This is a genomic window from Clostridium sp. ZBS2, assembly GCF_023845855.1.
Taxonomy (GTDB): Bacteria; Bacillota; Clostridia; order Clostridiales; family Clostridiaceae; genus Clostridium; species Clostridium aquiflavi.
On the sequence record NZ_JAMQIF010000016.1, the window covers coordinates 215,244 to 240,244 of the forward strand.

General features: G+C 27.0%; 23 protein-coding genes and 1 other annotated feature. Of the genes, 5 read left to right on the forward strand and 18 right to left on the reverse strand.

What is annotated here, in order from left to right:
• Nucleotides 1–209: 209 nt before the first annotated feature.
• Together zapA and NG918_RS10400 are read right to left on the reverse strand one after the other, a co-directional pair.
• A complete protein-coding gene (gene zapA / locus NG918_RS10395) occupies nt 210–1,826 on the reverse strand; it encodes a cell division protein ZapA (protein WP_252226076.1) in 1,617 nt (538 codons plus the stop codon).
• A gap of 303 nt (nt 1,827–2,129) precedes the next feature.
• Nucleotides 2,130–2,276, reverse strand: coding sequence for a hypothetical protein (locus NG918_RS10400; protein WP_252213212.1), 147 nt, complete (start codon nt 2,274–2,276; stop codon nt 2,130–2,132).
• 212 nt (nt 2,277–2,488) lie between these two features.
• Here NG918_RS10400 and NG918_RS10405 point away from each other — a divergent pair, with 212 nt between their 5' ends.
• Nucleotides 2,489–3,736 carry an MFS transporter gene (locus tag NG918_RS10405; protein ID WP_252226079.1) on the forward strand — a complete coding sequence of 416 codons (1,248 nt, stop codon included), beginning with the start codon at nt 2,489–2,491 and terminating at the stop codon, nt 3,734–3,736.
• Between the two features lie 88 nt (nt 3,737–3,824).
• Here NG918_RS10405 and NG918_RS10410 read toward each other — a convergent pair whose 3' ends face one another.
• The 12 genes from NG918_RS10410 to ytxC all read right to left on the reverse strand — a co-directional run bounded on the left by NG918_RS10410 (nt 3,825) and on the right by ytxC (nt 17,078).
• Complete coding sequence (locus tag NG918_RS10410) at nt 3,825–5,519, reverse strand: putative bifunctional diguanylate cyclase/phosphodiesterase (RefSeq protein ID WP_252213210.1); 1,695 nt, start codon at nt 5,517–5,519, stop codon at nt 3,825–3,827.
• A gap of 340 nt (nt 5,520–5,859) precedes the next feature.
• The gene (locus NG918_RS10415; protein WP_252226081.1) at nt 5,860–6,801 is read right to left on the reverse strand and encodes a ComEC/Rec2 family competence protein; all 942 of its coding nucleotides are present in this window, start codon (nt 6,799–6,801) and stop codon (nt 5,860–5,862) included.
• Nucleotides 6,802–7,102: 301 nt separating this feature from the next.
• Nucleotides 7,103–8,020, reverse strand: a complete 918-nt coding sequence (locus tag NG918_RS10420; protein WP_252213208.1) for a S66 peptidase family protein — start codon at nt 8,018–8,020, stop codon at nt 7,103–7,105.
• Nucleotides 8,021–8,147: 127 nt separating this feature from the next.
• The gene (gene pheT, locus NG918_RS10425) at nt 8,148–10,523 is read right to left on the reverse strand and encodes a phenylalanine--tRNA ligase subunit beta (RefSeq protein ID WP_252226083.1); all 2,376 of its coding nucleotides are present in this window, start codon (nt 10,521–10,523) and stop codon (nt 8,148–8,150) included.
• A gap of 34 nt (nt 10,524–10,557) precedes the next feature.
• Entirely contained in the window at nt 10,558–11,577 is a 1,020-nt protein-coding gene (gene pheS / locus NG918_RS10430) for a phenylalanine--tRNA ligase subunit alpha (protein ID WP_252213206.1), read from the reverse strand.
• Nucleotides 11,578–11,629: 52 nt separating this feature from the next.
• Nucleotides 11,630–11,854, reverse strand: a binding site (T-box leader).
• 56 nt (nt 11,855–11,910) lie between these two features.
• The gene (locus tag NG918_RS10435) at nt 11,911–12,690 is read right to left on the reverse strand and encodes a TrmH family RNA methyltransferase (protein WP_252213205.1); all 780 of its coding nucleotides are present in this window, start codon (nt 12,688–12,690) and stop codon (nt 11,911–11,913) included.
• Nucleotides 12,691–12,704: 14 nt separating this feature from the next.
• Nucleotides 12,705–13,373, reverse strand: a complete 669-nt coding sequence (locus NG918_RS10440; RefSeq protein WP_252213204.1) for a potassium channel family protein — start codon at nt 13,371–13,373, stop codon at nt 12,705–12,707.
• Between the two features lie 13 nt (nt 13,374–13,386).
• On the reverse strand, nt 13,387–14,736 hold the full coding sequence (locus NG918_RS10445) for a TrkH family potassium uptake protein (protein WP_252213203.1): 1,350 nt from the start codon (nt 14,734–14,736) through the stop codon (nt 13,387–13,389).
• A 148-nt stretch (nt 14,737–14,884) separates the two neighbouring features.
• Nucleotides 14,885–15,244, reverse strand: coding sequence for a 50S ribosomal protein L20 (gene rplT / locus NG918_RS10450; protein WP_003369926.1), 360 nt, complete (start codon nt 15,242–15,244; stop codon nt 14,885–14,887).
• A 28-nt stretch (nt 15,245–15,272) separates the two neighbouring features.
• On the reverse strand, nt 15,273–15,470 hold the full coding sequence (rpmI, locus tag NG918_RS10455) for a 50S ribosomal protein L35 (protein ID WP_003373773.1): 198 nt from the start codon (nt 15,468–15,470) through the stop codon (nt 15,273–15,275).
• A 21-nt stretch (nt 15,471–15,491) separates the two neighbouring features.
• Entirely contained in the window at nt 15,492–16,013 is a 522-nt protein-coding gene (gene infC, locus NG918_RS10460; protein WP_252213202.1) for a translation initiation factor IF-3, read from the reverse strand.
• A 156-nt stretch (nt 16,014–16,169) separates the two neighbouring features.
• The gene (gene ytxC, locus NG918_RS10465) at nt 16,170–17,078 is read right to left on the reverse strand and encodes a putative sporulation protein YtxC (RefSeq protein ID WP_252213201.1); all 909 of its coding nucleotides are present in this window, start codon (nt 17,076–17,078) and stop codon (nt 16,170–16,172) included.
• A 152-nt stretch (nt 17,079–17,230) separates the two neighbouring features.
• Here ytxC and NG918_RS10470 point away from each other — a divergent pair, with 152 nt between their 5' ends.
• Nucleotides 17,231–17,935 carry a DUF6873 family GME fold protein gene (locus NG918_RS10470; protein WP_252213200.1) on the forward strand — a complete coding sequence of 235 codons (705 nt, stop codon included), beginning with the start codon at nt 17,231–17,233 and terminating at the stop codon, nt 17,933–17,935.
• A gap of 167 nt (nt 17,936–18,102) precedes the next feature.
• On the opposite strand, the gene hslO is transcribed toward NG918_RS10470, so the two are convergent.
• The 3 genes from hslO to NG918_RS10485 all read right to left on the reverse strand — a co-directional run bounded on the left by hslO (nt 18,103) and on the right by NG918_RS10485 (nt 20,174).
• The gene (gene hslO, locus NG918_RS10475; RefSeq protein WP_252213198.1) at nt 18,103–18,987 is read right to left on the reverse strand and encodes an Hsp33 family molecular chaperone HslO; all 885 of its coding nucleotides are present in this window, start codon (nt 18,985–18,987) and stop codon (nt 18,103–18,105) included.
• A gap of 17 nt (nt 18,988–19,004) precedes the next feature.
• The gene (locus NG918_RS10480) at nt 19,005–19,742 is read right to left on the reverse strand and encodes a class I SAM-dependent DNA methyltransferase (RefSeq protein WP_252213196.1); all 738 of its coding nucleotides are present in this window, start codon (nt 19,740–19,742) and stop codon (nt 19,005–19,007) included.
• Nucleotides 19,743–19,904: 162 nt separating this feature from the next.
• Nucleotides 19,905–20,174: an alpha/beta-type small acid-soluble spore protein gene (locus NG918_RS10485; RefSeq protein ID WP_252213194.1), complete on the reverse strand. Its 270-nt coding sequence runs from the start codon at nt 20,172–20,174 to the stop codon at nt 19,905–19,907.
• Between the two features lie 272 nt (nt 20,175–20,446).
• Here NG918_RS10485 and NG918_RS10490 point away from each other — a divergent pair, with 272 nt between their 5' ends.
• Genes NG918_RS10490 through dapB form a run of 3 tightly spaced genes read left to right on the forward strand, consistent with a single transcriptional unit; the run spans nt 20,447 to nt 23,102 of the window.
• The gene (locus NG918_RS10490; RefSeq protein ID WP_252226089.1) at nt 20,447–21,439 is read left to right on the forward strand and encodes an aspartate-semialdehyde dehydrogenase; all 993 of its coding nucleotides are present in this window, start codon (nt 20,447–20,449) and stop codon (nt 21,437–21,439) included.
• Between the two features lie 16 nt (nt 21,440–21,455).
• Nucleotides 21,456–22,334: a 4-hydroxy-tetrahydrodipicolinate synthase gene (gene dapA / locus NG918_RS10495; RefSeq protein WP_252226092.1), complete on the forward strand. Its 879-nt coding sequence runs from the start codon at nt 21,456–21,458 to the stop codon at nt 22,332–22,334.
• A gap of 9 nt (nt 22,335–22,343) precedes the next feature.
• Nucleotides 22,344–23,102: a 4-hydroxy-tetrahydrodipicolinate reductase gene (gene dapB / locus NG918_RS10500; RefSeq protein WP_252213190.1), complete on the forward strand. Its 759-nt coding sequence runs from the start codon at nt 22,344–22,346 to the stop codon at nt 23,100–23,102.
• 185 nt (nt 23,103–23,287) lie between these two features.
• On the opposite strand, the gene NG918_RS10505 is transcribed toward dapB, so the two are convergent.
• Nucleotides 23,288–24,940: a peptide ABC transporter substrate-binding protein gene (locus tag NG918_RS10505; RefSeq protein ID WP_252213189.1), complete on the reverse strand. Its 1,653-nt coding sequence runs from the start codon at nt 24,938–24,940 to the stop codon at nt 23,288–23,290.
• Nucleotides 24,941–25,001 lie beyond the last annotated feature (61 nt).

Consider the following 25,001-nt stretch of genomic DNA (forward strand, 5'->3'; position numbering starts at 1 on the left):
TCCTCCTAAGTATTTATACTTATCTTTGTTTTAAATTAATATTAATATTTTAGTATAAAGGCGTAGTGACATTGAAATTCGCTTATACGACAATATGAATACTATCTTAAAAACAAAACATCATACTTTTATTATTCTTAAAAACCTTTAAAAACTGCTATTAAAAATAGCAGTTTTTAAAAAATTATTATAATTCTATTAATATTATCCTACTTTTTATGTGAAAGTGGTCCTATAACTTTTTTTGTTTTACCATTTAAAAATTGTTGGCTTTTTAATGCTGCTAATTCTATTTCTACATTTAATAGTTTATCCTTTAATTCCATAACTTTATACTTAGATGTTCTAAGATTATTATTTACAGTTTTGCTTCTTTCCATAAGTTTACTCTTATGCTTATTTAATTCTTCAACTTTATTTTCTAATTCTACTACAGAAGCATCCTTTTTACTTAAAGTATTTTTTAATACCTCTAAGGTTTTCTCTTTTTCATCTAAGTTATCTTTTAATTTTTCTAATGACTTTTCTTTGCACTCTAAGATATTTTTTATATCTATTAATGATTTATCTTTATTGCTTAAATCATCTCTTAATTCTTCTATTTCTTTATGTTTTATATTTATTGTCTTTTTACTATTATCTTCATTGACAATTAACTTAGAATACTTATCCCTTAAGCTTGTAAGTTCCTCATTTACTTTTAAATTCTCTTGTTTTATTTTATTTTTTTCATTATTTATTGAATTAATATTATTATTTAATTTTTTAATATTATCTTCTAATACTTTTTTATTTTTTATTTCCATGTTTATTTTAGAATTTAATTTTTCATTTTCTCTATTGACTTCTTCAATTTTTTGTTTGAAAATTGTAACTTCTTTATCAGTTTCATAATAAAGATCACTGATATTTTCAAGCTCTTCTTTACATTTAGTATATTCTTCTTGAAGAACTCGTTTATTGCTCTTTTCATTTGATATTAATAATGTTAATTCTTCTATCTTACTTTGTAAAGTTAAGCAATTGTCTTCTAAAGACTTACTTTTTTCAATCAAGATAGAATTTTCTTCTTCTAAACTAGCTCTAACTTTAATCATTCTTTCAAGTTCTAATGAATTTTCTGTATTTAAAGTATTTAAATCATCAAACTTTTTACCTAAGTTAGTACATTTGTTTTCTAAAAAAGAAACTTTATTTTCTAATTCTTTAACATTTCCACTTGAAACTTGTAATTTATTTCTTAACTCTACTTCTTTTCCTTTAGATTCATCTACTTTTTTATAAAGGAACTTATTTTTCTCTTTTATTTCTACAACTTCTTTGTTTAGTACTTCATTTAAATTACTAATTTCTTTTAAATTATTTTCCAACTTATTATTCTTCTCTAATAATAGGCCCTTTTCTTTTTCTAGATTAGTTGCCTCTTCTTTTAAATTAGTAAGTGTCTCTTCTATTTCTAAATATTTTTCTTTTAAAGATTGCTCACCATTTACTAATTGTTCTTGAAGTTTTGTTTTCTCTACTAATGTTGTTTTTAAATCTTCATTTAACTTGTCTACTTTTTGAATCAATTCACTTTTTTCAGTTTCTATATTTTTCTTCTTATTAATGGCATTTCTTAAATTAGAATCACATTCGTAAAGTTCATCTGCTATATTTACTGCCGCAAGTACTGTTGCAGCACTCGTGCTTAATCTAGAATTTTTACTCATTATCTCTTTTACTTTACTATCAACAAAATCAGCTAAATCAACTAAGTATTGTTCATTTTTATCACCTTTTAAGTTGTAATCCATACCATTTATATTAACTGTTACCTTAATCATAAATTACACCTCTTAAAATTTCTTTCTCATTGTTTAATTATATTCTATATTCACTCATAACACAATTATATTGATACATACTTATGATATAAAAATATTTACTTTTTTCTTACTTTTTTTAATATTAAAAGTCTCTTTATATCTAACATTAAAATTTAATAATTTTTGTAGTCGAATAATTGATACTAAATTCTCAATTTTTAATATTAGTAATATTTATGCTATATAAAAATTATAAGAACCAAGAGATAAATTCAAATAATTCACTTCTTGGTTCTTATAATCTTTATTTAATACAAAACATTATAACTTATGTTTTAAATTATTAGCATGTTCCTTTATAATTTCACCTTGTTCTGTCATCTTACCTTTTATTTCCCTTGCAGTTTCTTTTATTTCTGTCTTCATTTTTCTAGCAGTATCTTTTATTTCTTCTCCAAATTTTTCCATGATACATTTTCTCCTTTCAAAAATAAATTTATACACTTATAAGTTTGTGTAAAAATATAAATATTATAAATAATATTTATATTTTTTATCAATTCACAAATTTCAAATTCATTTATTTAAAATAAATTGAATTTTTTAGTATTTAAGGGTATAATTTAATAATTATTTTTATATTTAGCTCTGTTTTAAATATTAATAAAAGGAGATTTAAGATGAAATTAAAAAATAAATTGATACTTATATTTTCCCCATATTCAGGACTCCCTAAAGAAATTTATATACTTTTTCTAGGTAAAATAATAAATTGTATAGGATCTTTTATTTATCCATTGTTATCACTAATACTTATTCAAAAAATAGGTCTATCTATAAGCCAAGCTGGTGAATTTGTAACCTTTTTAGCTATTCTTCAAGCCCCCTGTGTATTAATAGGAGGTAAACTAGTTGACTCTATAGGAAGAAAAAAAGTAATACTTGTTTTTCAAGGATTGTCAGCTTGTACATTTATAATTTGTGGTTTTTTACCTTTATCTAATACATTAACTAACTTTATACTATTAGCATCTTGTTTTTCATCGGTATCTTTGCCTGCTTATGATGCACTAGTTTCAGATATCACAACTTCTGAAAATAGAAAAAATTCTTTTTCACTTATATATATAGGATTAAATTTAGGATTTGCAATAGGACCACTATTAGGTGGCTTATTATTTAATAATTATTTAAGTCTAATATTTATAGGTGATGGTGTTACAACATTGATTTATCTTTTATTAATAGGATATTTTATAAAAGATATTAAACCTAATTTATTAGAAGGTTCCATTAACGAAAATAAGAGTTCTTTCGAGAAAGCTGAAAATTGTTCAGTATTTAAAATATTTCTTAAACGTCCTATTCTAATTTATTATTCCTTACTAATGTTAACATTTCATTTTGCTTATTCTCAGTGGGGATTTGCAGTACCAATACAATTAAATGATATATTTAGCACTAATGGTGCTAGATACTTTGGGGTTTTGAGTAGTTTCAATGGATTAATAGTAATTCTATTTACTCCAATAATAACAGTTCTAACAAAGAAATATAGAATACTTTCTATCATTTCAGTTGGAGGACTTCTGTATTCATTGGCCTTTGGCCTTTGTAGCTTTGCCTCTAATATTTTTTCATTTTTTATCATTGTTACTATAATGACTATAGGCGAAATATCAATTGCTACAAATTCTCAAACTTTTATAGCAAATCTTAGTCCTTCATCACATAGAGGAAGAATAAATTCAATTTTACCTTTATTGTATGGTACAGGAAATGGTATTGGACCTATAATCATGGGTAGAATGATTTCTGTAGTTGGAATAAGACAGGCTTGGTTAATTGTTAGCTTAATCGTTGGAATAGGTGGAATGTTAATGTATCTTCTTAATTATATTAATATATCTTCATATAATAAGAAGTAGTAATACTGTATTCTTACTACTTCTTAATTTTTAAAAATATCTCTGTTTTAAATATATGTATATATATGCACTAATTGAATTTTTAAACTTATACTAATAATTGTTCTTTAGCATCTATAAACTTTCGATAAAACATGTCTGTGCTCTCAGGTTTTCCAAATAGATATCCTTGAATATAATCTGGGTTTACTTTATTTATAATTTCAAATTCTTCTACAGTTTCAATACCTTCAATACATACTTTAATATTAATGCTATGCATAAGTTTTATTACATACTCTATAAATGTAAAATTATAACTTTTTTCCGTAAGATGTCTTACAAAAGAACGATCTATCTTTACAATATTTACTGGTAAATTTCTAAGATAATTTAATGAAGAATATCCTGTTCCAAAATCATCTATAGCCATATTTATGCCATATTCCTCAAAATCAGCAAATTTTTTAATTAAAAATTTAAAATCTGGTGCCCAACAACTTTCTGTTAATTCTAGTATAACAGAATTTTTATTTATTCCGAATTCTTTTATACATTCATCTAAATACACATTAAAATTATCTTCCTTTAATTGAATATATGAAACATTTATGCTCATTTTAAAATCTTCGATTATACTTTGCCAATTCATACACATTTTTAATGCTTCCCTAATAACCCATTTACCAACCTTTACAATTAAACCACTCTCTTCTAAAAACGGAATAAATTCTAAAGGAGATATTTCTCCTAGTTCAGGTGAATTCCATCTAAGTAGTGCTTCTGCACCCTTTAATTCATGATTAGACGCCTTAACTTGTGGTTGATAATACAATTCAAATCCATCAAAATTATTTCTTATACTTTCTCTTAATTGCTCTTGAAGTGTTAGGAAACGTATTTTCTTATTATATAATTCTTCTGAAAAAAATTCTAATCTATTTTTTCCACTTATTTTGGCAAATTCCATGGCACTATTAGCCCTTTGAAATAGTTCCATACATGAAAGTGCATCATTAGGATATAATGCTACTCCACATGATAAAGTGCAAAAATATTTTTTATCATCAATTTCATGTTGTACATTCATATAGTCCTTAATGTTATTAAATAATACTTCTACTTTTTTATAATTTGCGTCCTTATAAAAAATTGCAAATTTATCTCCATCAATTCTATATATATTCATATTCTTAGGTAGCATTAAAGTGATTTTTTGAGCCACATCTCTAATAACCATGTCACCAAATAAATAACCATGTTTCTCATTTATGTTTTTAAAATTATCAATTCCCATAACTATAACTGCAGAAACAATTTCAGATTTATTATCAAGAAAATTCATCATATCTTCTTGAAATTTACTTCTATTTAGCACTCCTGTTATAAAATCTATTTTTGTATCTTTATTCATATCAGTTATATGTCCAAATACAATTATAGCGTTTTCATTTTCATCTTTTAATAAACTTCCACGAAAAGAAATCCATATCACTTCACCTTTTTTATTTACAAGACGGCATTGAAAAATATTAATATTTGAAAGTCCTGATTTTATTTTATTTATTCCATGCAAAAATATATCTTTATCATCATTATATATAATTTTAGACCAATATTCTTCTATGTCACTAGTTGTTGTACCATCTAAATCAAAATCACATAAAATAGATGATGATATTTTAAATACATTGCTATTAACATCCCAAATAAATACATAATCATCAGTACTGTTATCTATTAACTTGTATATTGTGGAAGCTTGTTCAAAATTTATAATTTTCGAATTATACTTATGCTTCACCTATATCACTTCTTTCTAGAATATTAAACTTAAATTATAAACACTTTTATAACAAAATAATAATTTTAAACATATTATATCATGTTATGGAATATTTTTATATAAATTTGTCAAAAAATATCTATTTTTGTTAATAGAATATATATAAACCACAATTAAGTAAATTACAAATTTAACAATTATCTACTTATATATTCGTATTATTTTTATAAAACTTCTATTTTAAAAAGCAACTAATAAAAAAAACAGAACCTACCAGAACCACTTACTAGGGTTAAGATAATTTCTGTTATTTTTTACTTATAATTATTTATTGTTTTTTCTCTTAAAATGGTTATATTTAACTCTTTTTTGTTTTAACTGATATAGTCTTTCCATTAGATGTTACTGTTATTTCACCTTGTAAGTCTGTTCTATAAGTTTCTATTCCATTTTTAGAAATCTTACTCATGGTTTCTTTATTAGGATGACCATAACTATTATCTGTGCCACAACTTATTATCCCATATTGTGGTGATACAGCTTGTATAAATTCATTACTTGAAGATGTGCTTGACCCATGATGACCAAACTTTAATACATCTGCTTTAAGATCTTTTGAATATTTAGACAAAACTTCTTGTTCTACAAGTGTTTCTGCATCCCCAGTAAACATTAACTTTTTATCACCAAATGTTAATTTCATTATAGGTGAGTAATTATTAAACTCCTCATAACTTTCTTTTATTGGAGAATATACATCTATTTTAGCACCAGAACCTAAATCAAATTTCATACCTTCTTTTATCGTTTGAATCTTAATCCCTTCATTTGAAACTGCATTTAACATATTTTCAAATGTTTTTGTTGTATGAGTAACTTTAGGCATATAAAAATTTTCTACTTTATACTTTTGAAATATTTTTGTCATTCCACCTATATGATCTTCATGTGGATGAGTCGCAATTACCATTTCAAAATCATCTATATTTTTTTCTTCTAATTGCTTTAATAAATGATCTGCTTCACTTCTTGGACCTGCATCTATTAATATATCAAAATCATTAACTCTTATATATGCAGCATCACCTTGTCCAACATCCAAATAAGAAACTTCTAAGTTCCCACTTACATTTCCTAAATTTTCTGGGGTATTAGAATTAAAATCATTTCCAAAAACAAAGCTCATAAGTCCTATAATAGCAAAAAGTATTATTGTTATGAATTGCGCCTTTTTATTACCTTTATTTTTTTTCATACTCTTTTTAAAAGCTTTTTTTAGTTTGTCATTATTATTACTCAAATTATTTCCTCCATCTTAATAATTAAAATTCTTTTCATCTCTTAGTTAAACTGCTTTTAACTAAGACTATGTTTTAAATATGTATTGATATATTCAATAGGAAAATTGGATATGTCCACACGCTACTAAAATATAAACTATCATTCAAAACATATGTTCGCTAATTTATAGTATAAACTAATAAAGTTATCAAATAAAGACCTTTATTTGATAACTTTATCTAAATCATATTATTTATGTCTATATTTTAAATATGCAATAGGTAAAGATCATTGTAATTGAACTTTATTGCTTAATTTCTTTATTCTAAAATATTTATCTCTTGATTATCTGCATTAATTTTTATTTTAGCACCTAAAGGAAGGGTAAGTGTTGGTAAACAATGTCCACAATAAACATCATATAATGCAGGTTTCCCCTCTGATGCTATTAACTCTTCAAATATTTGCATTAATGACAAGCTTTCTCTACCCTTTGGTGGTAAACAATCAGTCCATTTCCCTAAAATTATCCCACTTGCATCCTTTAATTTATTGCATTGTTTTAATTGCATAATCATTCTATCAATTTTGTATGGATATTCATCAATCTCTTCTAAAAATAATATTTTTCCTTTAGTATCTATTTCATAATCTGTTCCTAGTGTTGAACAAATTACTGAAAGATTTCCTCCAACTAATCTTCCTTCTGCTTCTCCTTCAAATAAAGTTTTAATTTCTGTGCTCTCTATATTTCTTAATTTTCCTAAAGGCTTTAATGTAAATATACTCTTTTTAAAATAATACTCAGTGTACTTATCTAGTCCCTTATACATTTCTGTTGCTGGCATAGGTGCATGAAATGTAATAAAATTACACCTCTTATTTATTACATTATGAATAGCTGTAACATCACTATATCCTGAAAATACTTTAGCATTCTTTTTTATCATATTATAATCTAGCTTATCTAAAATCCTTGTTGATCCATACCCTCCCCTTATTGCAAAAATTCCAGATATTGATTTATCAGAAAACATAGTATTTAAATCATTAGCTCTCATATCATCACTTCCAGATAAATAACCATAATGAGCTTTACAACTTTCACCAACTACAACTTCAAATCCTAATTCTCTCATTGCTTTAATAGATAATTCTAATCTTTCTTCAGTTGTTGGACTAGATAATCCTACAAGAGCTATTTTATCTCCTTTTTTTAATGGTTTAGGTCTTCTCAATATATTTCCATCCTCTATAATTACTTTAATATCAATATATTTAAACTTAAACTTATTTATCCTTAAAGTATAAAAAAATGACTAGATTTTAAATTATAAAATCCAGTCATTTTTAATTTCAATTTAATTAGTCTCTTAAAGTAGCACCTAATTTATATTCTAAAGATCTTAATATCTTATCATGTACTTTATTAACTTCTTTATCTGTTAATGTTTTATCCGCTCTATAGCAAATAGCATAAGCTATACTCTTCTTACCATCAGGAATTTGTTTTCCTTTGTATATATCGAATAATTCTACTTTTTCAACTAAATTTCCGCCAGCTTTTCTTATGCACTCTTCAATTTCTTGAACTAGTATACTATCATCTACAAGTAACGCAATATCTCTTGTAACCGCAGGGAATTTAGGTAATGCTTTATATTTTTTATCCATGTCAGCATTTTCATATAATGCATCTAAGTTGAGTTCTGCAATAAAGCAAGGTACATCAATACCATAATTTTCAGTTATATCTAAATGAACTTCTCCTAAAGTACCAACTACATTCTTACCTATAACAAGTTTTGCAGTTTTTCCTGGATGATAACTTACATTTTCACTTTCTCTTTCATATTTAGAATTCTTTATTCCAAGACCATCTATTATGTTTTCAACTGCGCCTTTAAGATCTAAATAATCGCAATCTCCATACATACCAATAGTTAATATGTTTCTTTCAGTTGGAATCTTAGTTTCATCTTCATTTTTAATATATACTTTAGCCATTTCAAATAGTCTAACATAGTCATTATTTCTTGAGTAATTTCTTCCTAAACATTCCATCATTGAAGGTATAGTCGAAGTTCTCATAACACTATAATCTTCACCTAATGGATTTTTAATTCTAACTACATTTCTAAGCTCGCTATCTTCTGGTACATTAATTTTATCAAATACCTTTGGAGATACAAATGAATAACTTATAGATTGATTTAATCCACTGCCTGTAGCAAGCATTACTACTTTATCATCTAATAATCTCTTTCTATATTTAGGTTCTCTTGATGTAGCTACGCTAAATATTGTAGCAGGAATAACATCATATCCATATATTCTAGCTATTTCTTCTGCTATATCTTCTTTAATAGCTATATCTATTCTAAATGTTGGAGCTGTTACATTTAAATTGTCTCCATGGATTTCTGTAAATAAATCAACACTATCTAGGCATTTTTTCATTTCTTCTTTAGAAATATCTGTTCCAAGGAATTTATTGACCCAGTTAAAATCAACAACTAATTTTCCAGTTTCTTTCTTTTTATTATATATATCTATTGTTCCTTCTACAATTTCTCCAGCACCTAATTCACAAATTAAAGCACATGCTCTATCAATTGCAAGTTTAGCCAAGTTAGGATCTATATCTTTTTCAAATCTTCCAGAAGCTTCACTTCTTAAGTTTAACTTCTTAGAATTAACTCTTATGTTAGTACCATCAAAGTTTGCAGATTCGAAAATAACTTCAGTTGTATCTTCTTTTATTTCTGAGTTTAATCCACCCATTATTCCAGCTAATCCAACTATTTTATTGTCATCTTTTATGCAAAGCATAGAGTCATCTAATTCTCTTTCAGCTTCATCTAAAGTAGTGAATTTTTCACCTTGTTTAGCTCTTTCAACTACTATTTTATTAGTAGATATTTCTCTAGCATCATAAGCATGCATCGGTTGACCTAATTCAAGCATTACAAAGTTTGTAATATCAACTATATTATCTATAGGTCTTATTCCTGCTTCAAGAAGTCTTTCTTGAAGCCAACCTGGTGATGGTTTCACTTTTACATTTTTAACTTTTCTAGCCATGTATCTTAAACACAAATCATCTTTTACTTCAACTTTTAGTTCATTATCTACATTGCCTTCACCAGAAACTTTATATTCTAAATTAGGCATCTTATAAGTAGTTCTTAAAGCTGCTGCTGTTTCTCTAGCCATACCAACTATACTTAAACAATCAGGTCTATTTGAAGTTATTTCAAAATCTAAAATAGCTTTATTTAACTTTAATAATTCTTTAAGTTCTACTCCAAGTTTAGTATCTGTAGGTAAAATCATTAATCCATGAACGGGTTCATCTCCTGCAATTCCAAGTTCTTCTTCAGAACAGAACATACCATTTGATGGTACCCCTCTAAGCTTACCTTTTTTAATCTTAGTTCCATCTGCCAATGTTGAACCATGTAAAGCTACTGGTACTACGTCTTGCTCTTTCATGTTTGTTGCAGCAGTAACTATTTGAATAGTTTCAGTTCCAATATCAACTTGACAAATGCTTAGTTTATCAGCATCCGGATGTTTTTCTATTTCAGTAATTTTTCCTGTAACAACTTTATCTATAACATCACCTTGAATTATTAATTCTTCTAATTGTGATCCTGTTAAAGTTAATTTATCTCCTAATTCTTTAGGGCTAACATTTATATCAACATAATCTTGTAACCAACTAAATGGTACTTTCATATTTTTTCCTCCTCATTTACCTTTAAATTCTTTATTAAAATTGATTTAAGAATCTCATGTCACTTTCGTATAGTAATCTTATATCATCTATACCATACTTAAGCATTACCATTCTATCAACACCAAATCCGAAAGCGAATCCACTATATACTTGTGGATCTATTCCACAATTTCTAAGTACATTTGGATGAACCATACCACAACCTAAAAGTTCTATCCATCCACTATTTTTACATACTCTACAGCCTTCTCCTCCACATACAAAACAAGTTGCATCCATTTCAGCTGATGGTTCTGTAAATGGGAAGTGATGTGGTCTAAACTTAGTTTGAACTTTATCGCCAAACATCTTCTTAGCAAATAATTCTAAAGTTCCTTTTAAATCTGCAAAAGTAACTCCTTTATCTATAACCAAACCCTCCATTTGATAGAATATAGGTGAATGTGTTGCATCCACTGAATCTGATCTATAAACTTTACCTGGTGAAATCATCTTAATTGGTGGCTTTTGATTTTCCATAGTTCTAACTTGAACTGGTGAAGTTTGAGTTCTAAGAACTATATTATCATTTATATATAATGTATCTTGTTCACTTCTAGCCGGATGATTTTTAGGTATATTTAATGCTTCAAAATTATAGTGATCATATTCAACTTCTGGACCTTCTTCAATTGTAAATCCCATTGATACAAATATATCTTCCATATTTTGAAGTGTTAATTCTAATGGATGTCTCTTTCCTATAACCTTCTTTTTACCTGGAAGTGAAATATCTATAGTTTCACTAGCAAGTTTTTCTGTTTTCTCTTTATCTTTTATTTTCTTTATTGCTGTCTCTAATTTTTCTTCTACTTTAGCTTTAGCTTCATTAACTAGCTTTCCTACTAAAGGTCTTTCTTCTGCAGATAATGCCCCCATACCTCTTAATATTGTAGTAAGTTCCCCTTTTTTTCCTAAGAACTTAACTCTAATTTCTTCTAATTCATTACTTTTCATTGAATTTTCAATTTGCTTTAATGCAAGTTCTTGCAATTCTTTAAGTTTTTCTTTCATGTTTTTTCTCCTTTCAAACATTTTTATGTACAATAAAAAATCGTCCCCCTATAAAAGGGACGAATTATCCGCGTTACCACCCTAATTGAAACTTATAAAAATATATTATAAGAATCCAACTTAAAATTTAACGGCATTGACCGCTAGCTACTACTTAATTTCACAGCTAGAACTCCTGAGTGAACTTCAACATTATTTCATTTAAATAAGCTTCCAGTCTATGACTTATTCTCCCTAAAAACTTTCTAATATCTACTCTCTCATTCACAGTTTATAATTATTTAATTCCCTATAATTATACAAATAAACTAATTAAAATTCAATACTAAAAATTCAATTAAAATTTTGTCTTACTTTTTCATAAATTATAATGGATGTCGCTATAGCTACATTTAAAGATTCTGCTCCACCTGGCATGGGTATTTTAACTCTTCTATCGGCTAAGTCTAACACTTCATCAGATACACCATTTCCTTCATTGCCAACTGTAAGTATAGTCTTTCCTTTTAAATCTTCTTTAAAAAAATCTTTACTACTTTCTAATGACGTAACTATTAATTTAAATCCATCTTTTTTCAATGATTTTATTAATGAAAAATCATCATCATAATATATAGGCATATAAAACAATGATCCCATTGTTGATCTTATTGTTTTTTCATTATATATGTCTACAGTTCCTTTAGATAATATTATTCCATTTACACCTGCTGCATGAGCAGTTCTTATTATAGTTCCTAGATTTCCTGGATCTTGTACTTTATCGCAAAACAAATAAAAATCCCCTTGAAAATCTAGATTTTTATTCTCCATTTTAACTATAGCAATTATTCCTTGAGGATTTTCTGTTGATGTTAAATCTTTAAATAAATTATCAGCAATACAATAAACCTTTTTATTTTCTATATTGTTTTTATCTATATAATTATCTAATTTTTCATACCCTACTTCAGTTAATATTAAATAATCTATATCTAAATTTGCTTTTATTGCTTCATTAACAAGTCTAAATCCTTCAATTACATATTTATTAATTTTATTTCTATTTTTTCTCTCTTTGAGTTTTTTAGCTTCTTTATATATAGTATTTTCTTTACTTTCAATAAAAATCAAAGTCTACACCTCAATTATTTTAATCTTACTATCATACCCTCAAGTTTACTTAAATCTTCTGCTGAACCAATAGCTACTATTATATCTTTAGCTTTTACAATGTGATCAGCTGAAGGTGATATATTTATATCTTCGCCTTCTTTAATTGCCATAACATTTATTCCATACTGACTTCTTAATTTTATTTCCCTTAGACTTTTTCCATCCCATTCATCTAAAGCTTCAATTTCCATTATACTGTAGTCTGAAGATAATTCAATATAATCTAATATACTAGAAGAAACTAAATTATGAGCAACTCTAACCCCCATATCTTGTTCTGGTAATATTACCCTATCAGCACCAATTTTATACAAAACTTTAGAATGTATCTTATTATTAGCTTTTGCAATTATATATTTAACACCTAATTCTTTAACAAGTAATGTTGCCATAATGCTTGCTTGTATATTAGATCCTATAGTTACAATTGCAACATCAAAATTTCTAAGTCCTAATGTTCTTAATGCATTCTCATCAGTAGAATCCATTTGAACTGCATGAGTTACATTATCAGAAATATCTTGAATTATATCTTCGTCTTTATCTATTACTAAAACATCATTTCCTAAGTCATATAAAGTCTTAGCAACAGAAGCACCAAATCGACCTAACCCAATCACCACAAATTGTTTGTTTACCAAAACTAAGTCACTCCTATCCTATCAATATCTTACCTTCTGGATATCTATATCCCTTTTTTTTCTTTCTATTTAACAATGCTAAAATTACAGTTAATGGACCAACTCTACCACAATACATAGTAAGCATTATTACAATCTTTCCTGTAAATGATAATTGTTGCGTTACTCCAGTAGTTAATCCTACTGTACCAAAAGCTGAAGTTGCTTCATAAAGTAAATTTATAAAAGATTGATTTGGTTCCACTATGGTAAGAATCATTGTCACTATCATCACAAGCATCATTGCAATAAAAAATAAAGTAAATGCTTTATATACTAAATCTTTTGAAAATCTTTTTTCAAATGCTTCAGTATCTTCTCTTCCTTTTAAAACAGAAATTACTGTTAAAATCAGAACACCAAATGTAGCAGTTTTTAAACCACCTGCTGTTGAACCCGATGATCCTCCTATAAACATTAATATTATAGTAATTAATTTACCAGACATCGTCATATCATCAGTAGAAATACTATTAAATCCTGCTGTTCTTGGAGATACAGATGCAAAAAATGAATTTAATATTTTGTCTTTAAAAGACATCCCACCTATAGTTTGCATATTCTTATATTCAAATAAAAATATACATATAAATCCAAAAATAATTAAAAATATAGTAACTAATAATACCACCTTAGAATTAAGAGATAATCTTTTAGAACTTTTATTATAATTATATATTTCAAGCCATACTGTAAAACCTAAACCACCAATTATTATTAAAGCACTTATGCTTAATATTACTACTATATTACTAGAATAACCAGTTAAACTATTAAAATTTCCAAATAAATCAAACCCTGCATTACAAAATGCTGAAATAGAATGAAATATACTATAAAATAATCCCTTTGAAAATCCAAGCTGCGGTATGAACTGAGTTGATAATAATAAGGCGCCAAAAAACTGAACTGAAAATGTTAATGCAAAAACATATTGAACCATTCTTACTAAACCTTCAATATTGAAAGTGTTCATAGCTTCCTGCATTAATAATCTATCCCTTAAAGTTATCTTTTTTCCTAATAATATTGCAATAAATGTAGTAAAAGACATGAAGCCCATGCCACCAATTTCTATTAACATTATAATTATAACTTGACCAAAAGTACTCCAGTGAGTTCCTGTGTCTAATGTAACTAACCCAGTAACACATACTGCTGATGTAGATGTAAAAATGGCATCTATAAAATTTGTACTTTCACCGCTGACAGAAGAAATAGGTAAAGTTAATATAAGTGCTCCTATTAAAACAACTATAGCAAAACCTATAGATAGCACTTGAACTGCATTAAGTCTTGATTTTTTTGTCAGAACTTTTCCCATATACTCACCTCAAAAGGTTAATTTAAAATTACTTCATTTTATTTTACCTATTTAATATAAATTTTATGTAAACTAAAGATATATAAATAATTTTTATATTATAATATTTTTCAATATATAATAAAAATGCGACCTAGGTCGCATTTTATTAAGCGTTTAATTGTTTTTTAGCTACTTCTACTAAATCAGCAAATGCTTTTGCATCATTTATAGCGATTTCTGATAACATTTTTCTGTTTATATCGATACCAGCTAATTTAATTCCGTTCATGAATTTTGAATATGAAAGACCATTGATTCTTGTTGCTGCATTTATTCTAGCAATCCATAATCTTCTGTAATCTCTCTTTTTATTCTTTCTTCCAACATAAGAATTTCTTAATGCTCTAATTACTGATTCGTTAGCTGTTTTAAATAACTTACTCTTTCCACCGTAGTATCCTTTTGCAAGTTTTAAAACCTTTTTATGATTCTTACGAGCGTTTTTTGCTCTCTTTACTCTTGCCATGCTTTAAACCTCCTGTAACCTCTTCAAATTATAGATATGGTAATAATTTTTTCATTACTTTTTCTTCTGATTTTGATACGTATCCACCTTTTCTAAGATTTCTCTTAGTTTTAGGACTCTTCTTTGTTAATATATGGCTTTTGAATGCTTTCGCTCTCTTAAGCTTTCCTGTACCTGTTTTCTTAAATCTCTTTGCTGCACCTCTGTGGCTTTTCATTTTTGGCATAAATAAAATCCTCCTCTCAAGTTATCCCTTTTTAGGGCCTAAAACCATTGTCATGTTTCTGCCTTCTTTTTTTGGATGCTTTTCTATTTGGCAGACATCTTCCAATTTCTTTGCGAAGTTATCAAGAATTCTTGCTCCAATATGAGTCAATTCCATCTCTCTACCTCTAAATCTAACAGTGATTTTAACTTTATCTCCGTCTAATAAGAATTTTCTGGCATTCTTTGCTTTTATAGCAATGTCATGTTCTTCTATTGTAAGACTTACTCTTACTTCTTTAACACTTACAACCTTTTGTTTCTTCTTAGCTTCTTTTTCTTTTTTAGATTGTTCATATATGAACTTACCAAAGTCCATTATTTTACACACTGGAGGGTTTGCATTTGGTGAAATCATAACTAAATCTAACTCTTGTTCTTCTGCTATTCTCATAGCTTCTCTTGAAGAAATTACACCTAATTGTTCTCCATCATTTGCAACTACTCTTAATTCTTTTTGTCTTATCTCTTCATTAATAAAATAATCTTTACTAATACTTTTCACCTCCGAGGAATTTTATACATAATAAAAGACGGCCATAAGCCGTCTTACACTATCACTATTGATAAAATCTAGAGATATAACCACACTAGTACTTCACAACTGTATGGTGAGAAACGGCTATGTTTCTTCTTTACGAACTAAATTATATCAAGCATTTCATAATGTGTCAATACTTTTTATTATTATTTTTTTATTTTCACATTTCATGCATCCTGTGCAATATTCGACCCTCTCTTCAAACACATTATTAATAGTATCTAAAAATTCTCTATTAATAGAATTCTCTTTATTATGAATTATTATTTTTTTAGGAGTGTTTGTAATTAATCCACTTATTAATATATCTTCTGTACTAACATCGCTCATTTTCTTACAATCCGAAAATTCTTCCTTAAATGTTTTTAATAAATCTGTTCCATAATTATCAGTTACTATATAGTTACCATTTTCTTCTATAGATATATCTATCAGTTCTATCTTGCAATCTTGTATATCAACAAAATACTTTAATAACTTAACAAATTCCTTATACTCCTTTTCAACAATATAATTTTCAACTACTTTTTGTATTATTTTCTCTATATCGCCTCTAAGTTTCTTCATTCTAAATGTTATAAATCCATTTATATTAATTTCTTGCTTTTCTTTTATGCAATCTTTTATCTCTTCAATAATTCCGTTCATCTTATTTAAATAATAAATAGAGTTACCATCTTTTAATCCACTTTCACATTCTAATACTTTAACAATATCATCTTCTATTTCTAATATTTCATCTTGTTTTAAGAAAAAATAATTTTCTGTTAAAAATTCAAACATTTCTTTTTGTCTATAATTTTCAATAACAACTTTATATAAAATATTACTTACATATAAATTAATAATATCTTTTACCTTTTCATTATAATGTTCTTCTTCACAAATAATTTTTATAATATGAGTCTTATCTTCTATGCTTTCTACTAATCCTATTATTATATTTTTTTTCTTTAGCAATTCTCTTAAATCTTGTAATTCACCAACAAAATCTAATTCATCATTATAAGCTAATTTCAAAACAAGCATGGATTTCACTCCCTTCTTACATTAGTATGTAATAAACTTAAAACTCTTATACTTATAAAAATACTAAATTTTAGATTTTCATATCCTATTGTTTTTTTTTTAATCTTGTAGTAATTTCTTATTATAAATTACTATATTAAAGGAGTATTACTATGTATTGTTTTATTGACTATAGAGCAACAAAAGAAGAAATTAATAATTTACACAAACTTAATATTGAACCCATTTTAGTTCCTAAATCTAATAATGTATATGACTCAATAAATGGTCATCCTGATATTCAAATGAATATATTAAACAATTCATCTGAAAATCAAATTATTATTCATAAAGATATCCCTTTAGAATTTATAAAACTATTGGATAGTAAGAATATAAAATATATTCTTTCAAATTCTAACTTGTCTAATACATACCCTAAAGATATTATTTTAAATTCTTTAATTTTAGATGATTATTTTATTCACAACTTAAAATATAGTGACAATACTCTCTTAAATTCTCAATCATCTAAGTTAAATATCAATGTATCTCAAGGATATACAAAATGCTCTGTACTACCTGTTAGAAACAAAGCACTTATAACAAGTGATGTAGGAATTTATTCCACACTAATAAATTATGATTTTGATGTCCTTTTGCTTCCTCCGGGTGATATACTTCTTCCAAATTTAAATTATGGATTTATTGGAGGTACTGGAGGGCTAATTTCTGATAATAAGATAGCTTTCTTTGGTGAATTAAGTCATTATACGTGGGGAAATGAAGTGAATAAGTTTTTATATAAATATGATGTTTCTCCTATTTATTTAAGAAAAGGTAAATTAATAGATAGAGGTAGCTTACTTGTGCTTTAAACCTAATTTGTAAATTTATCACATCCACTATTAATAATATGATTTTATTTTTTTTCTGTTCCTATATTAATATTTTTCTAATATAAAAAATGTACTTTAACTTAAAAGTCAAAGTACATTTTTATTACTTACTGCTTAAGATTATAATTTAGTTGTAAATTTTACTATTATTTTTTTGTAGAATTTAATAACTCACCAATATCTTTAGTTGTAAATGCATATTTAGTGTTACAAAAATTACATACTATTTCTTCATTTTTACCATCATCATATATTTCTTGCAACTCTTTCTTACCTATAGATGCTAATGCTTTCTCTACTTTATCTCTTGAACAATCACATCTATATTTAGGTTCAATAGAATCTAGTATATTTAAATCCATGCCCTCAAATATAAATTCTAATATTTCTTCTATACTTTTTCCTTCTGATATAAGTGTAGTTATAGGTGGTATCTCTTCTAATCTATATGTTACTAAATCAGCTAAAAGTTCATCTGCATCAGGCATCATTTGAACTATAAATCCTCCTGCTGCTTTTATAGATATATCTTTATCCACTAGCACTCCTAAAGATACTGCTGATGGTGTTTGTTCAGATACTGTAAAATAATAAGCAAAGTCTTCTGCTATTTCCCCACTATATATTGGAACTTGACCTACATATGGTTCTTTTAAACCTAAGTCTTTAATTACATATAAAAGTCCATCCTTACCTATAGCACCACCAACATCTAACTTTCCTTTAGCGTTTAATTCCCTAGTAACATATGGATTCCCTATAAAACCCTTCACACTTGCATCATTATGTGCAGTAACTGTTATTCCTTTTGCTTCTCCTCCACCATTTATCTTTAAAGTTAAAGACTCTTTTTCACTTTTTAATGTAGTTCCCATTAAAGTTCCTGCAGTAAGCATTCTTCCTAACGCTGCTGCTGCAACTGGAGTACATTCGTGAATCTTACTACCCTCATCAACTAAGTTTGTAGTGATTCCTCCTATTATTCTAACCATCCCATTTTTAGCCGTTGCTCTAACTATTTTATCTTTCATATAAATATCGCCCTCCATTATTTACTTACAACATAAACTATTCTTTCACTTTCTTTAAATACAGATTTATTACTGTAACTATCGAACTTACCTACTAATTTAAAACCACAGTCTTTTAAAGCTTTTTCTAATTCAACCTCTTTATAAGCTCTTTCTATGTGTTGCTCTTCAAATTTCTCGTATAATTCTTCTTTACTTTTAACAAAAAAAGTTAAAAACATATTAAGTACTTCTTCTTCAAATACGTTTTCCCATGTATAAAATACATCATCTGAATTATATGTATAAATATTATTACCTAATATAGTTGATAATTTGTAATAAGAATTTATATCGAATATAAATATTCCGTCATCTTTTAAATGTTCATGTACTCTATTAAAATAACTTATTAACTCATCATATTCTGTTAAATAATTTGTAGAGTCAAGAACAGATGTTATTAAATCAAATTTATGATTTAATGATAGCTCACACATATCTTGACATATTATTTTTGCTTTAATTTTATTTTTTTTGAATTTATCAAATGCTATATTTAACATATCATCTGACAAATCAACAGCATATGTATTTTTAAAATATGTAGCTACATTTATTGATACATTACCTGTCCCACATGCTAAATCTAAGTAGTCTTCATATTTTATATTATTTTCTTTACATAGTTCTATAATTCTATTGCCTACTAAGTCGTAATTTATATCTTCATATATTAACTTATCATAAATATTTGCAAATTCGCCATAAGCCATAAATATTACCCATCCTTAAAATATCATATATATTTCCAACAATTATATTATATCTTAATAAGTAATTCGTCAACTTTAATAGAATATAATCACATTATCATATATATTTCCTTTACTACATATAAATATTAGACTATAGCCATATAGATTTTATACTTTAAATTATATTTTCTTATTATAATTTAAATTTTGTAATATTTGATTATTAGTTGGCATATTAAGTATTTTCTTTCTTTTTGTCATAAGACCTCCTATACGACCTGTCTCTTCTGCAGAAAGTCCACCCCAACCTTCTTTATCAACTTTATCACTTAAGCCAAGTTCTTCTGCAATTTCATATTTTAATTTTTCCCTCATTTTTTCTGCTTCAGTAAGTTCTTTATTAGATTTTATTTTGGATTTTATTATTTTTTTTAATGGTGTACCACTCACAGTTACGCACTCCTTTCAAAAAACAAATTATTAAGACTATATAATATCTAATAAAGTGTATATTATTTTCTTAATTTGTTTTATATCATTATTCACTAATAATATGTTCTGAATATACTATTAGTATGTATAAAACATAGCTATTATATGAAAAATTTTCACTTATTTTATACATGCACTTGATATTTTCATTATATTTAACTATAGTATTTGTATATTAGATAATTTTTTAAAATAAATTATACTTATAAAAATAATTAGGAGGGATTAATGTGTATAATGTCGCAATAGTTGGGGCTACTGGAAATGTAGGAAGAAAATTTTTAGAAATTCTAGAAGAAAGAGATTTTCCAGTAAAAAATTTATATCTTTTTGCATCTAAAAGATCCGAAGGAAAAACTTTAAAGTTTAAAGGAAAGGATTTTATTGTTGAAGAAACATGTGAAAAGAATATAAAAAGTAAAAAAATAGACTATGCACTTTTTTCAGCAGGTGGAGATGCTAGTAAAGAATTTGCACCTATATTTGCTTCATATGGAGCTGTAGTGATTGATAATAGTAGTGCTTGGAGAATGGACCCTGAGGTACCTTTAATAGTACCAGAGGTAAATCCTGAAGATATAAAACTTCATAAAGGAATAATTGCTAATCCAAACTGCTCTACTATACAGGCTATGCCTATAGTGAAAGCATTAAATGATAAATATGGAATCAAAAGAATAGTATATTCAACTTATCAAGCCGTATCAGGTGCCGGAATTCAAGCCATAAAAGATTTAGAAGATGGCGTTAAAGGAATTGCACCAAAAAAATTTTCTTATCCTATAGCAGGTAATGTTTTACCTCATATAGATGTCTTTTTAGATAATGGATACACTAAAGAAGAAGAAAAAATGATTAATGAAACAAGAAAAATACTTAATTGTCCTGATTTAAGAATAACAGCTACTACAGCTAGAGTTCCTGTATTAAATGGGCATAGTGAAAGTATAAATGTAGAATTAAATTCTCCATTTGAAGTGGAAGATATTTTTGAATTATTTAGAAACACTAATGGTGTAACTGTATATGATGATGTAAGAGAATTAAAATATCCTACCCCTCTTATGGTATCAGGAAAAGATGATGTTTATGTTGGTAGAATCAGAAGGGACTTTAGTATTGATAATGGCTTAAACCTATGGGTTGTTGGAGACAATATAAGAAAAGGAGCAGCTCTTAATGCTATTCAAATTGCTGAAATAATGATCCAATCTAACAATTAAAAATGGAGGAATTTTAATGTCAGTATTTGAAGGTTCTGGTGTAGCACTTGTTACTCCTTTTAATGATAACGGAATAGATTATGATAAATTACAGGATTTATTAGAATGGCACGTTAAAGAAGGAACAGATTCTATAATTATTTGTGGAACTACTGGTGAAGCAACTACTATGACAGAAAGCGAAAAAAAAGCTGTAATCAAATTTGCAGTTGATACAATAAATAAAAGGATACCAGTAATTGCTGGTACTGGCTCAAACAACACTGTTTCTGCTATTGAAATGAGTAAATACGCTGAAAGTGTTGGAGTTGATGCTATACTTGTAATTACTCCTTATTATAATAAAACTTCACAAAAAGGATTATTTAAGCATTTTAAGGCAGTAAATGATTCTGTAAATATTCCTATAATTCTTTATAATGTACCAAGTAGAACTGGTGTAAATATAACACCTAAATCTTTAGTACAAATAGCAGAGTTAAATAATGTAGTTGCTATAAAAGAAGCAAGTGGTAATATAAGCCAAATTATGGAAATGAAATCATTATGTAAAGATAAAATAGATATTTATTCTGGTAATGATGATCAAATAGTTCCAATAATGTCTCTTGGAGGCAAAGGCGTTATATCAGTTTTAGCTAATGTTATACCAAATGAAGTTCACACACTTACCAAAAAGTGTTTAGAAGGAAAATTTAATGAAGCTTTAGACATTCAATTAAACAGATTGAAATTAACAAATGCTTTATTTATAGAAACAAATCCTATTCCTGTAAAAACAGCTATGAATCTTATGGGATTTGAAGTTGGCTCTTTAAGACTTCCACTATGCGAAATGGAAGATAGTAATTTAGAAACATTAAAGACTATTTTAAAGGAAAATAAATTAATATAAGGTGATTAAATGATAAAAATAGTATTAAACGGTTGCTGTGGCAAAATGGGTAAAGTCATAACTGAATGTGCTAGCAAATTTAATAATTTAAAAATTATTGCTGGTATAGATAAGTTCCCTCATGAAACATCTTATCCTATATTTGAAACGCCTGAAGACTTAGATCTAGATTATGATGTACTATTAGATTTCTCAAGAGCTGGTGCTTTAAAAGGATTATTAAATCTAACTGAAAAAACTAAGAAACCTTTAGTAATCTGTTCAACTGGATTTTCTAATGAAGATTTAACTTTAATAGAGGAAAAGAGTAAAACTCTTCCATTATTCCGTTCTGCTAATATGTCTCTTGGAATAAATTTAATAAATTCTCTATTAAGAAAAGTAACACCTCTTCTTTATGGTAATTATGATATTGAAATCATAGAAAAACATCATAATCAAAAGGTAGATTCTCCTAGTGGTACTGCAGTTTTACTTGCAGATACAATAAAGGAATCTATAAATGATGAAACAAAATTCGTTTATGGACGTTCAGGAGCATCTAAAAGAGAAGAGAATGAAATAGGAATTCATGCTATTAGAGGTGGCTCTATAGTTGGAGATCATGATGTAATCTTTGCTGGAGTTGGAGAGGTAATAGAATTATCTCATAAAGCGATTTCTAGAGAAGTATTTGCTATCGGAGCTTTAAAATCTTGTGAATACATGGGTAATATATCAATTCCAGGTTTATACACTATGGATGATGTTATAGGTATAACTAAATAATTTTTTGGATATTTAAATTCAAAAAAGAGGAGATTTTTAAAATCTCCTCTTTTTTATCTATTCATATTTTAAATATATGTTGATTATGTAATAGATAATATGTCATTGTAATTGGACTTTGAGAATTCCTAAGTTCAATTACTCAGTCCATTTTATTTATACATAATCAGCACTTTGCTTAAATTTTATTTTCCTTCTACATATGCCTTATCAAAGTATATGAATCCTAATGGTGATACTTTAACACCTTTTACATAGTCTTTAATCCCTTTAGTTTTAACTTGATAATTTAATGGTATTACAGGCATATCTTCCATTAATATATCTTCTGCTTGATGTAACATTTCAAATCTCTTAGTTTGATCTTGTTCAACCTTTGCAGCTCTTATTAACTTATCATATTCTGGATTATTATATCCTGCACAGTTTTGGCCTGATGTACTTTCCCACATATCTAAGAATGTCATTGGATCTATATAATCACCTACCCAAGAATGGAATCCAATTTCATATTGTTTTGCAGTTCTTGTAGTTTGGAATACTTTCCATTCTTGACTTTGAAGTTCAACATTAATTCCTAAATTAGTTTTCCACATATCTTGAAGCGCTTGAGCAATATCTCCATTTGGATTAGTTGGATTAATAAGTGCTACAAGATTAGGGAATCCTTCACCATTTGGATATCCAGCTTCTGCTAATAATTTCTTAGCTTCTTCTAAATCACCCTCTGCTTTAAAGTATTTTTTATCAGCAAAATCTGATCCATCTGGGTTTTTAATTCCTTGTGCTACAAATCCTGTTGCTGGTGTTTGACCACCTTTTAATATATTTTTAATTATTGAAGGTCTATCTATTGCAAGATTTAAAGCCTTTCTAACTCTTTTATCTTGTAATACTTTTGTAGCATTAGGATCAATTGCATTTACTGAATCAGAAACATTTATTACATAAAATCCTGTTCCTAGTAATGGGAAGTTCTTTCCTGTTCCATCTGCTAATGCGCCTTCTATTTCTGATGTTGGCACAATATCTACCATATCAAAATCACCTGTTTTAAAGCTAGCCCAAGCAGATGTATCTTCAGTAACTAATTTTACATCTAACTTATCAAGTTTTATATTATTAATATCATAGTAATTTTCATTCTTTTCTAATACTATTTCATCTTTCATACCATATTTAGTTATCTTGAAAGGTCCATTTGAAACGTAAGTTTCAGCATTAAGAGCCCAAGTATCCTTATTAGCTTCAACTGTAGCCTTATTTACTGGTAAATAACAAGTAAATGCTGTTAAATCTAAGAAATATGGACATGGAGCAGCTAATGTTACTTCTAAAGTTTTATCATCAATTGCTTTAACTCCTACTTCTTCTACGGTTCCTTTTCCTTGGTTATAAGCTTCTGCACCTTTGATATATGACATTTGGAATGCATATCCTGATGCTGTTGCTGGATTTAATACTCTCTTCCATGAATATTCAAAATCATTTGCTGTAACTGATTCTCCATTAGACCATTTAACACCATCTCTTAAATGAAAAGTATAAACTGTTCCATCTTCTGAAACATCACATTTTTCAGCAATTCCAGGAATAGCCTTGTTATTCTCATCTAATTTATACAATCCTTCAAATGCATTTACTATAATAGTTGCACTATCTACAGCTTCACTTAATGCTGGATCTAAAGTTTTAGGATCTGCATTTAAATTATAAGTTATAATTTGTGCATTAGGATCATTCTTACTTGATCCTCCACCACAGCCTACTAAAGTTGAAAAACCTAAAGTTAATGCCAATGTTATTGCACACAACTTTTTAATTTTACTAGTTTTCATTAAAAATTTCCCCCTTAACAATTCTGTCAAATTTATCTTGCAAACTAACAATCATTATTTA

Coding starts and splice junctions, on each gene's coding strand:
- zapA (WP_252226076.1), bottom strand. CDS start 1,826: ATGATTAAGGTAACAGTTAATATAAATGGTATGGATTACAACTTAAAA.
- NG918_RS10400 (WP_252213212.1), bottom strand. CDS start 2,276: ATGGAAAAATTTGGAGAAGAAATAAAAGATACTGCTAGAAAAATGAAG.
- NG918_RS10405 (WP_252226079.1), top strand. CDS start 2,489: ATGAAATTAAAAAATAAATTGATACTTATATTTTCCCCATATTCAGGA.
- pheT (WP_252226083.1), bottom strand. CDS start 10,523: ATGAAAGTACCATTTAGTTGGTTACAAGATTATGTTGATATAAATGTT.
- pheS (WP_252213206.1), bottom strand. CDS start 11,577: ATGAAAGAAAAACTTAAAGAATTGCAAGAACTTGCATTAAAGCAAATT.
- NG918_RS10445 (WP_252213203.1), bottom strand. CDS start 14,736: ATGGGAAAAGTTCTGACAAAAAAATCAAGACTTAATGCAGTTCAAGTG.
- rplT (WP_003369926.1), bottom strand. CDS start 15,244: ATGGCAAGAGTAAAGAGAGCAAAAAACGCTCGTAAGAATCATAAAAAG.
- rpmI (WP_003373773.1), bottom strand. CDS start 15,470: ATGCCAAAAATGAAAAGCCACAGAGGTGCAGCAAAGAGATTTAAGAAA.
- ytxC (WP_252213201.1), bottom strand. CDS start 17,078: ATGCTTGTTTTGAAATTAGCTTATAATGATGAATTAGATTTTGTTGGT.
- NG918_RS10470 (WP_252213200.1), top strand. CDS start 17,231: ATGTATTGTTTTATTGACTATAGAGCAACAAAAGAAGAAATTAATAAT.
- hslO (WP_252213198.1), bottom strand. CDS start 18,987: ATGAAAGATAAAATAGTTAGAGCAACGGCTAAAAATGGGATGGTTAGA.
- NG918_RS10480 (WP_252213196.1), bottom strand. CDS start 19,742: ATGGCTTATGGCGAATTTGCAAATATTTATGATAAGTTAATATATGAA.
- dapA (WP_252226092.1), top strand. CDS start 21,456: ATGTCAGTATTTGAAGGTTCTGGTGTAGCACTTGTTACTCCTTTTAAT.
- dapB (WP_252213190.1), top strand. CDS start 22,344: ATGATAAAAATAGTATTAAACGGTTGCTGTGGCAAAATGGGTAAAGTC.
- NG918_RS10505 (WP_252213189.1), bottom strand. CDS start 24,940: ATGAAAACTAGTAAAATTAAAAAGTTGTGTGCAATAACATTGGCATTA.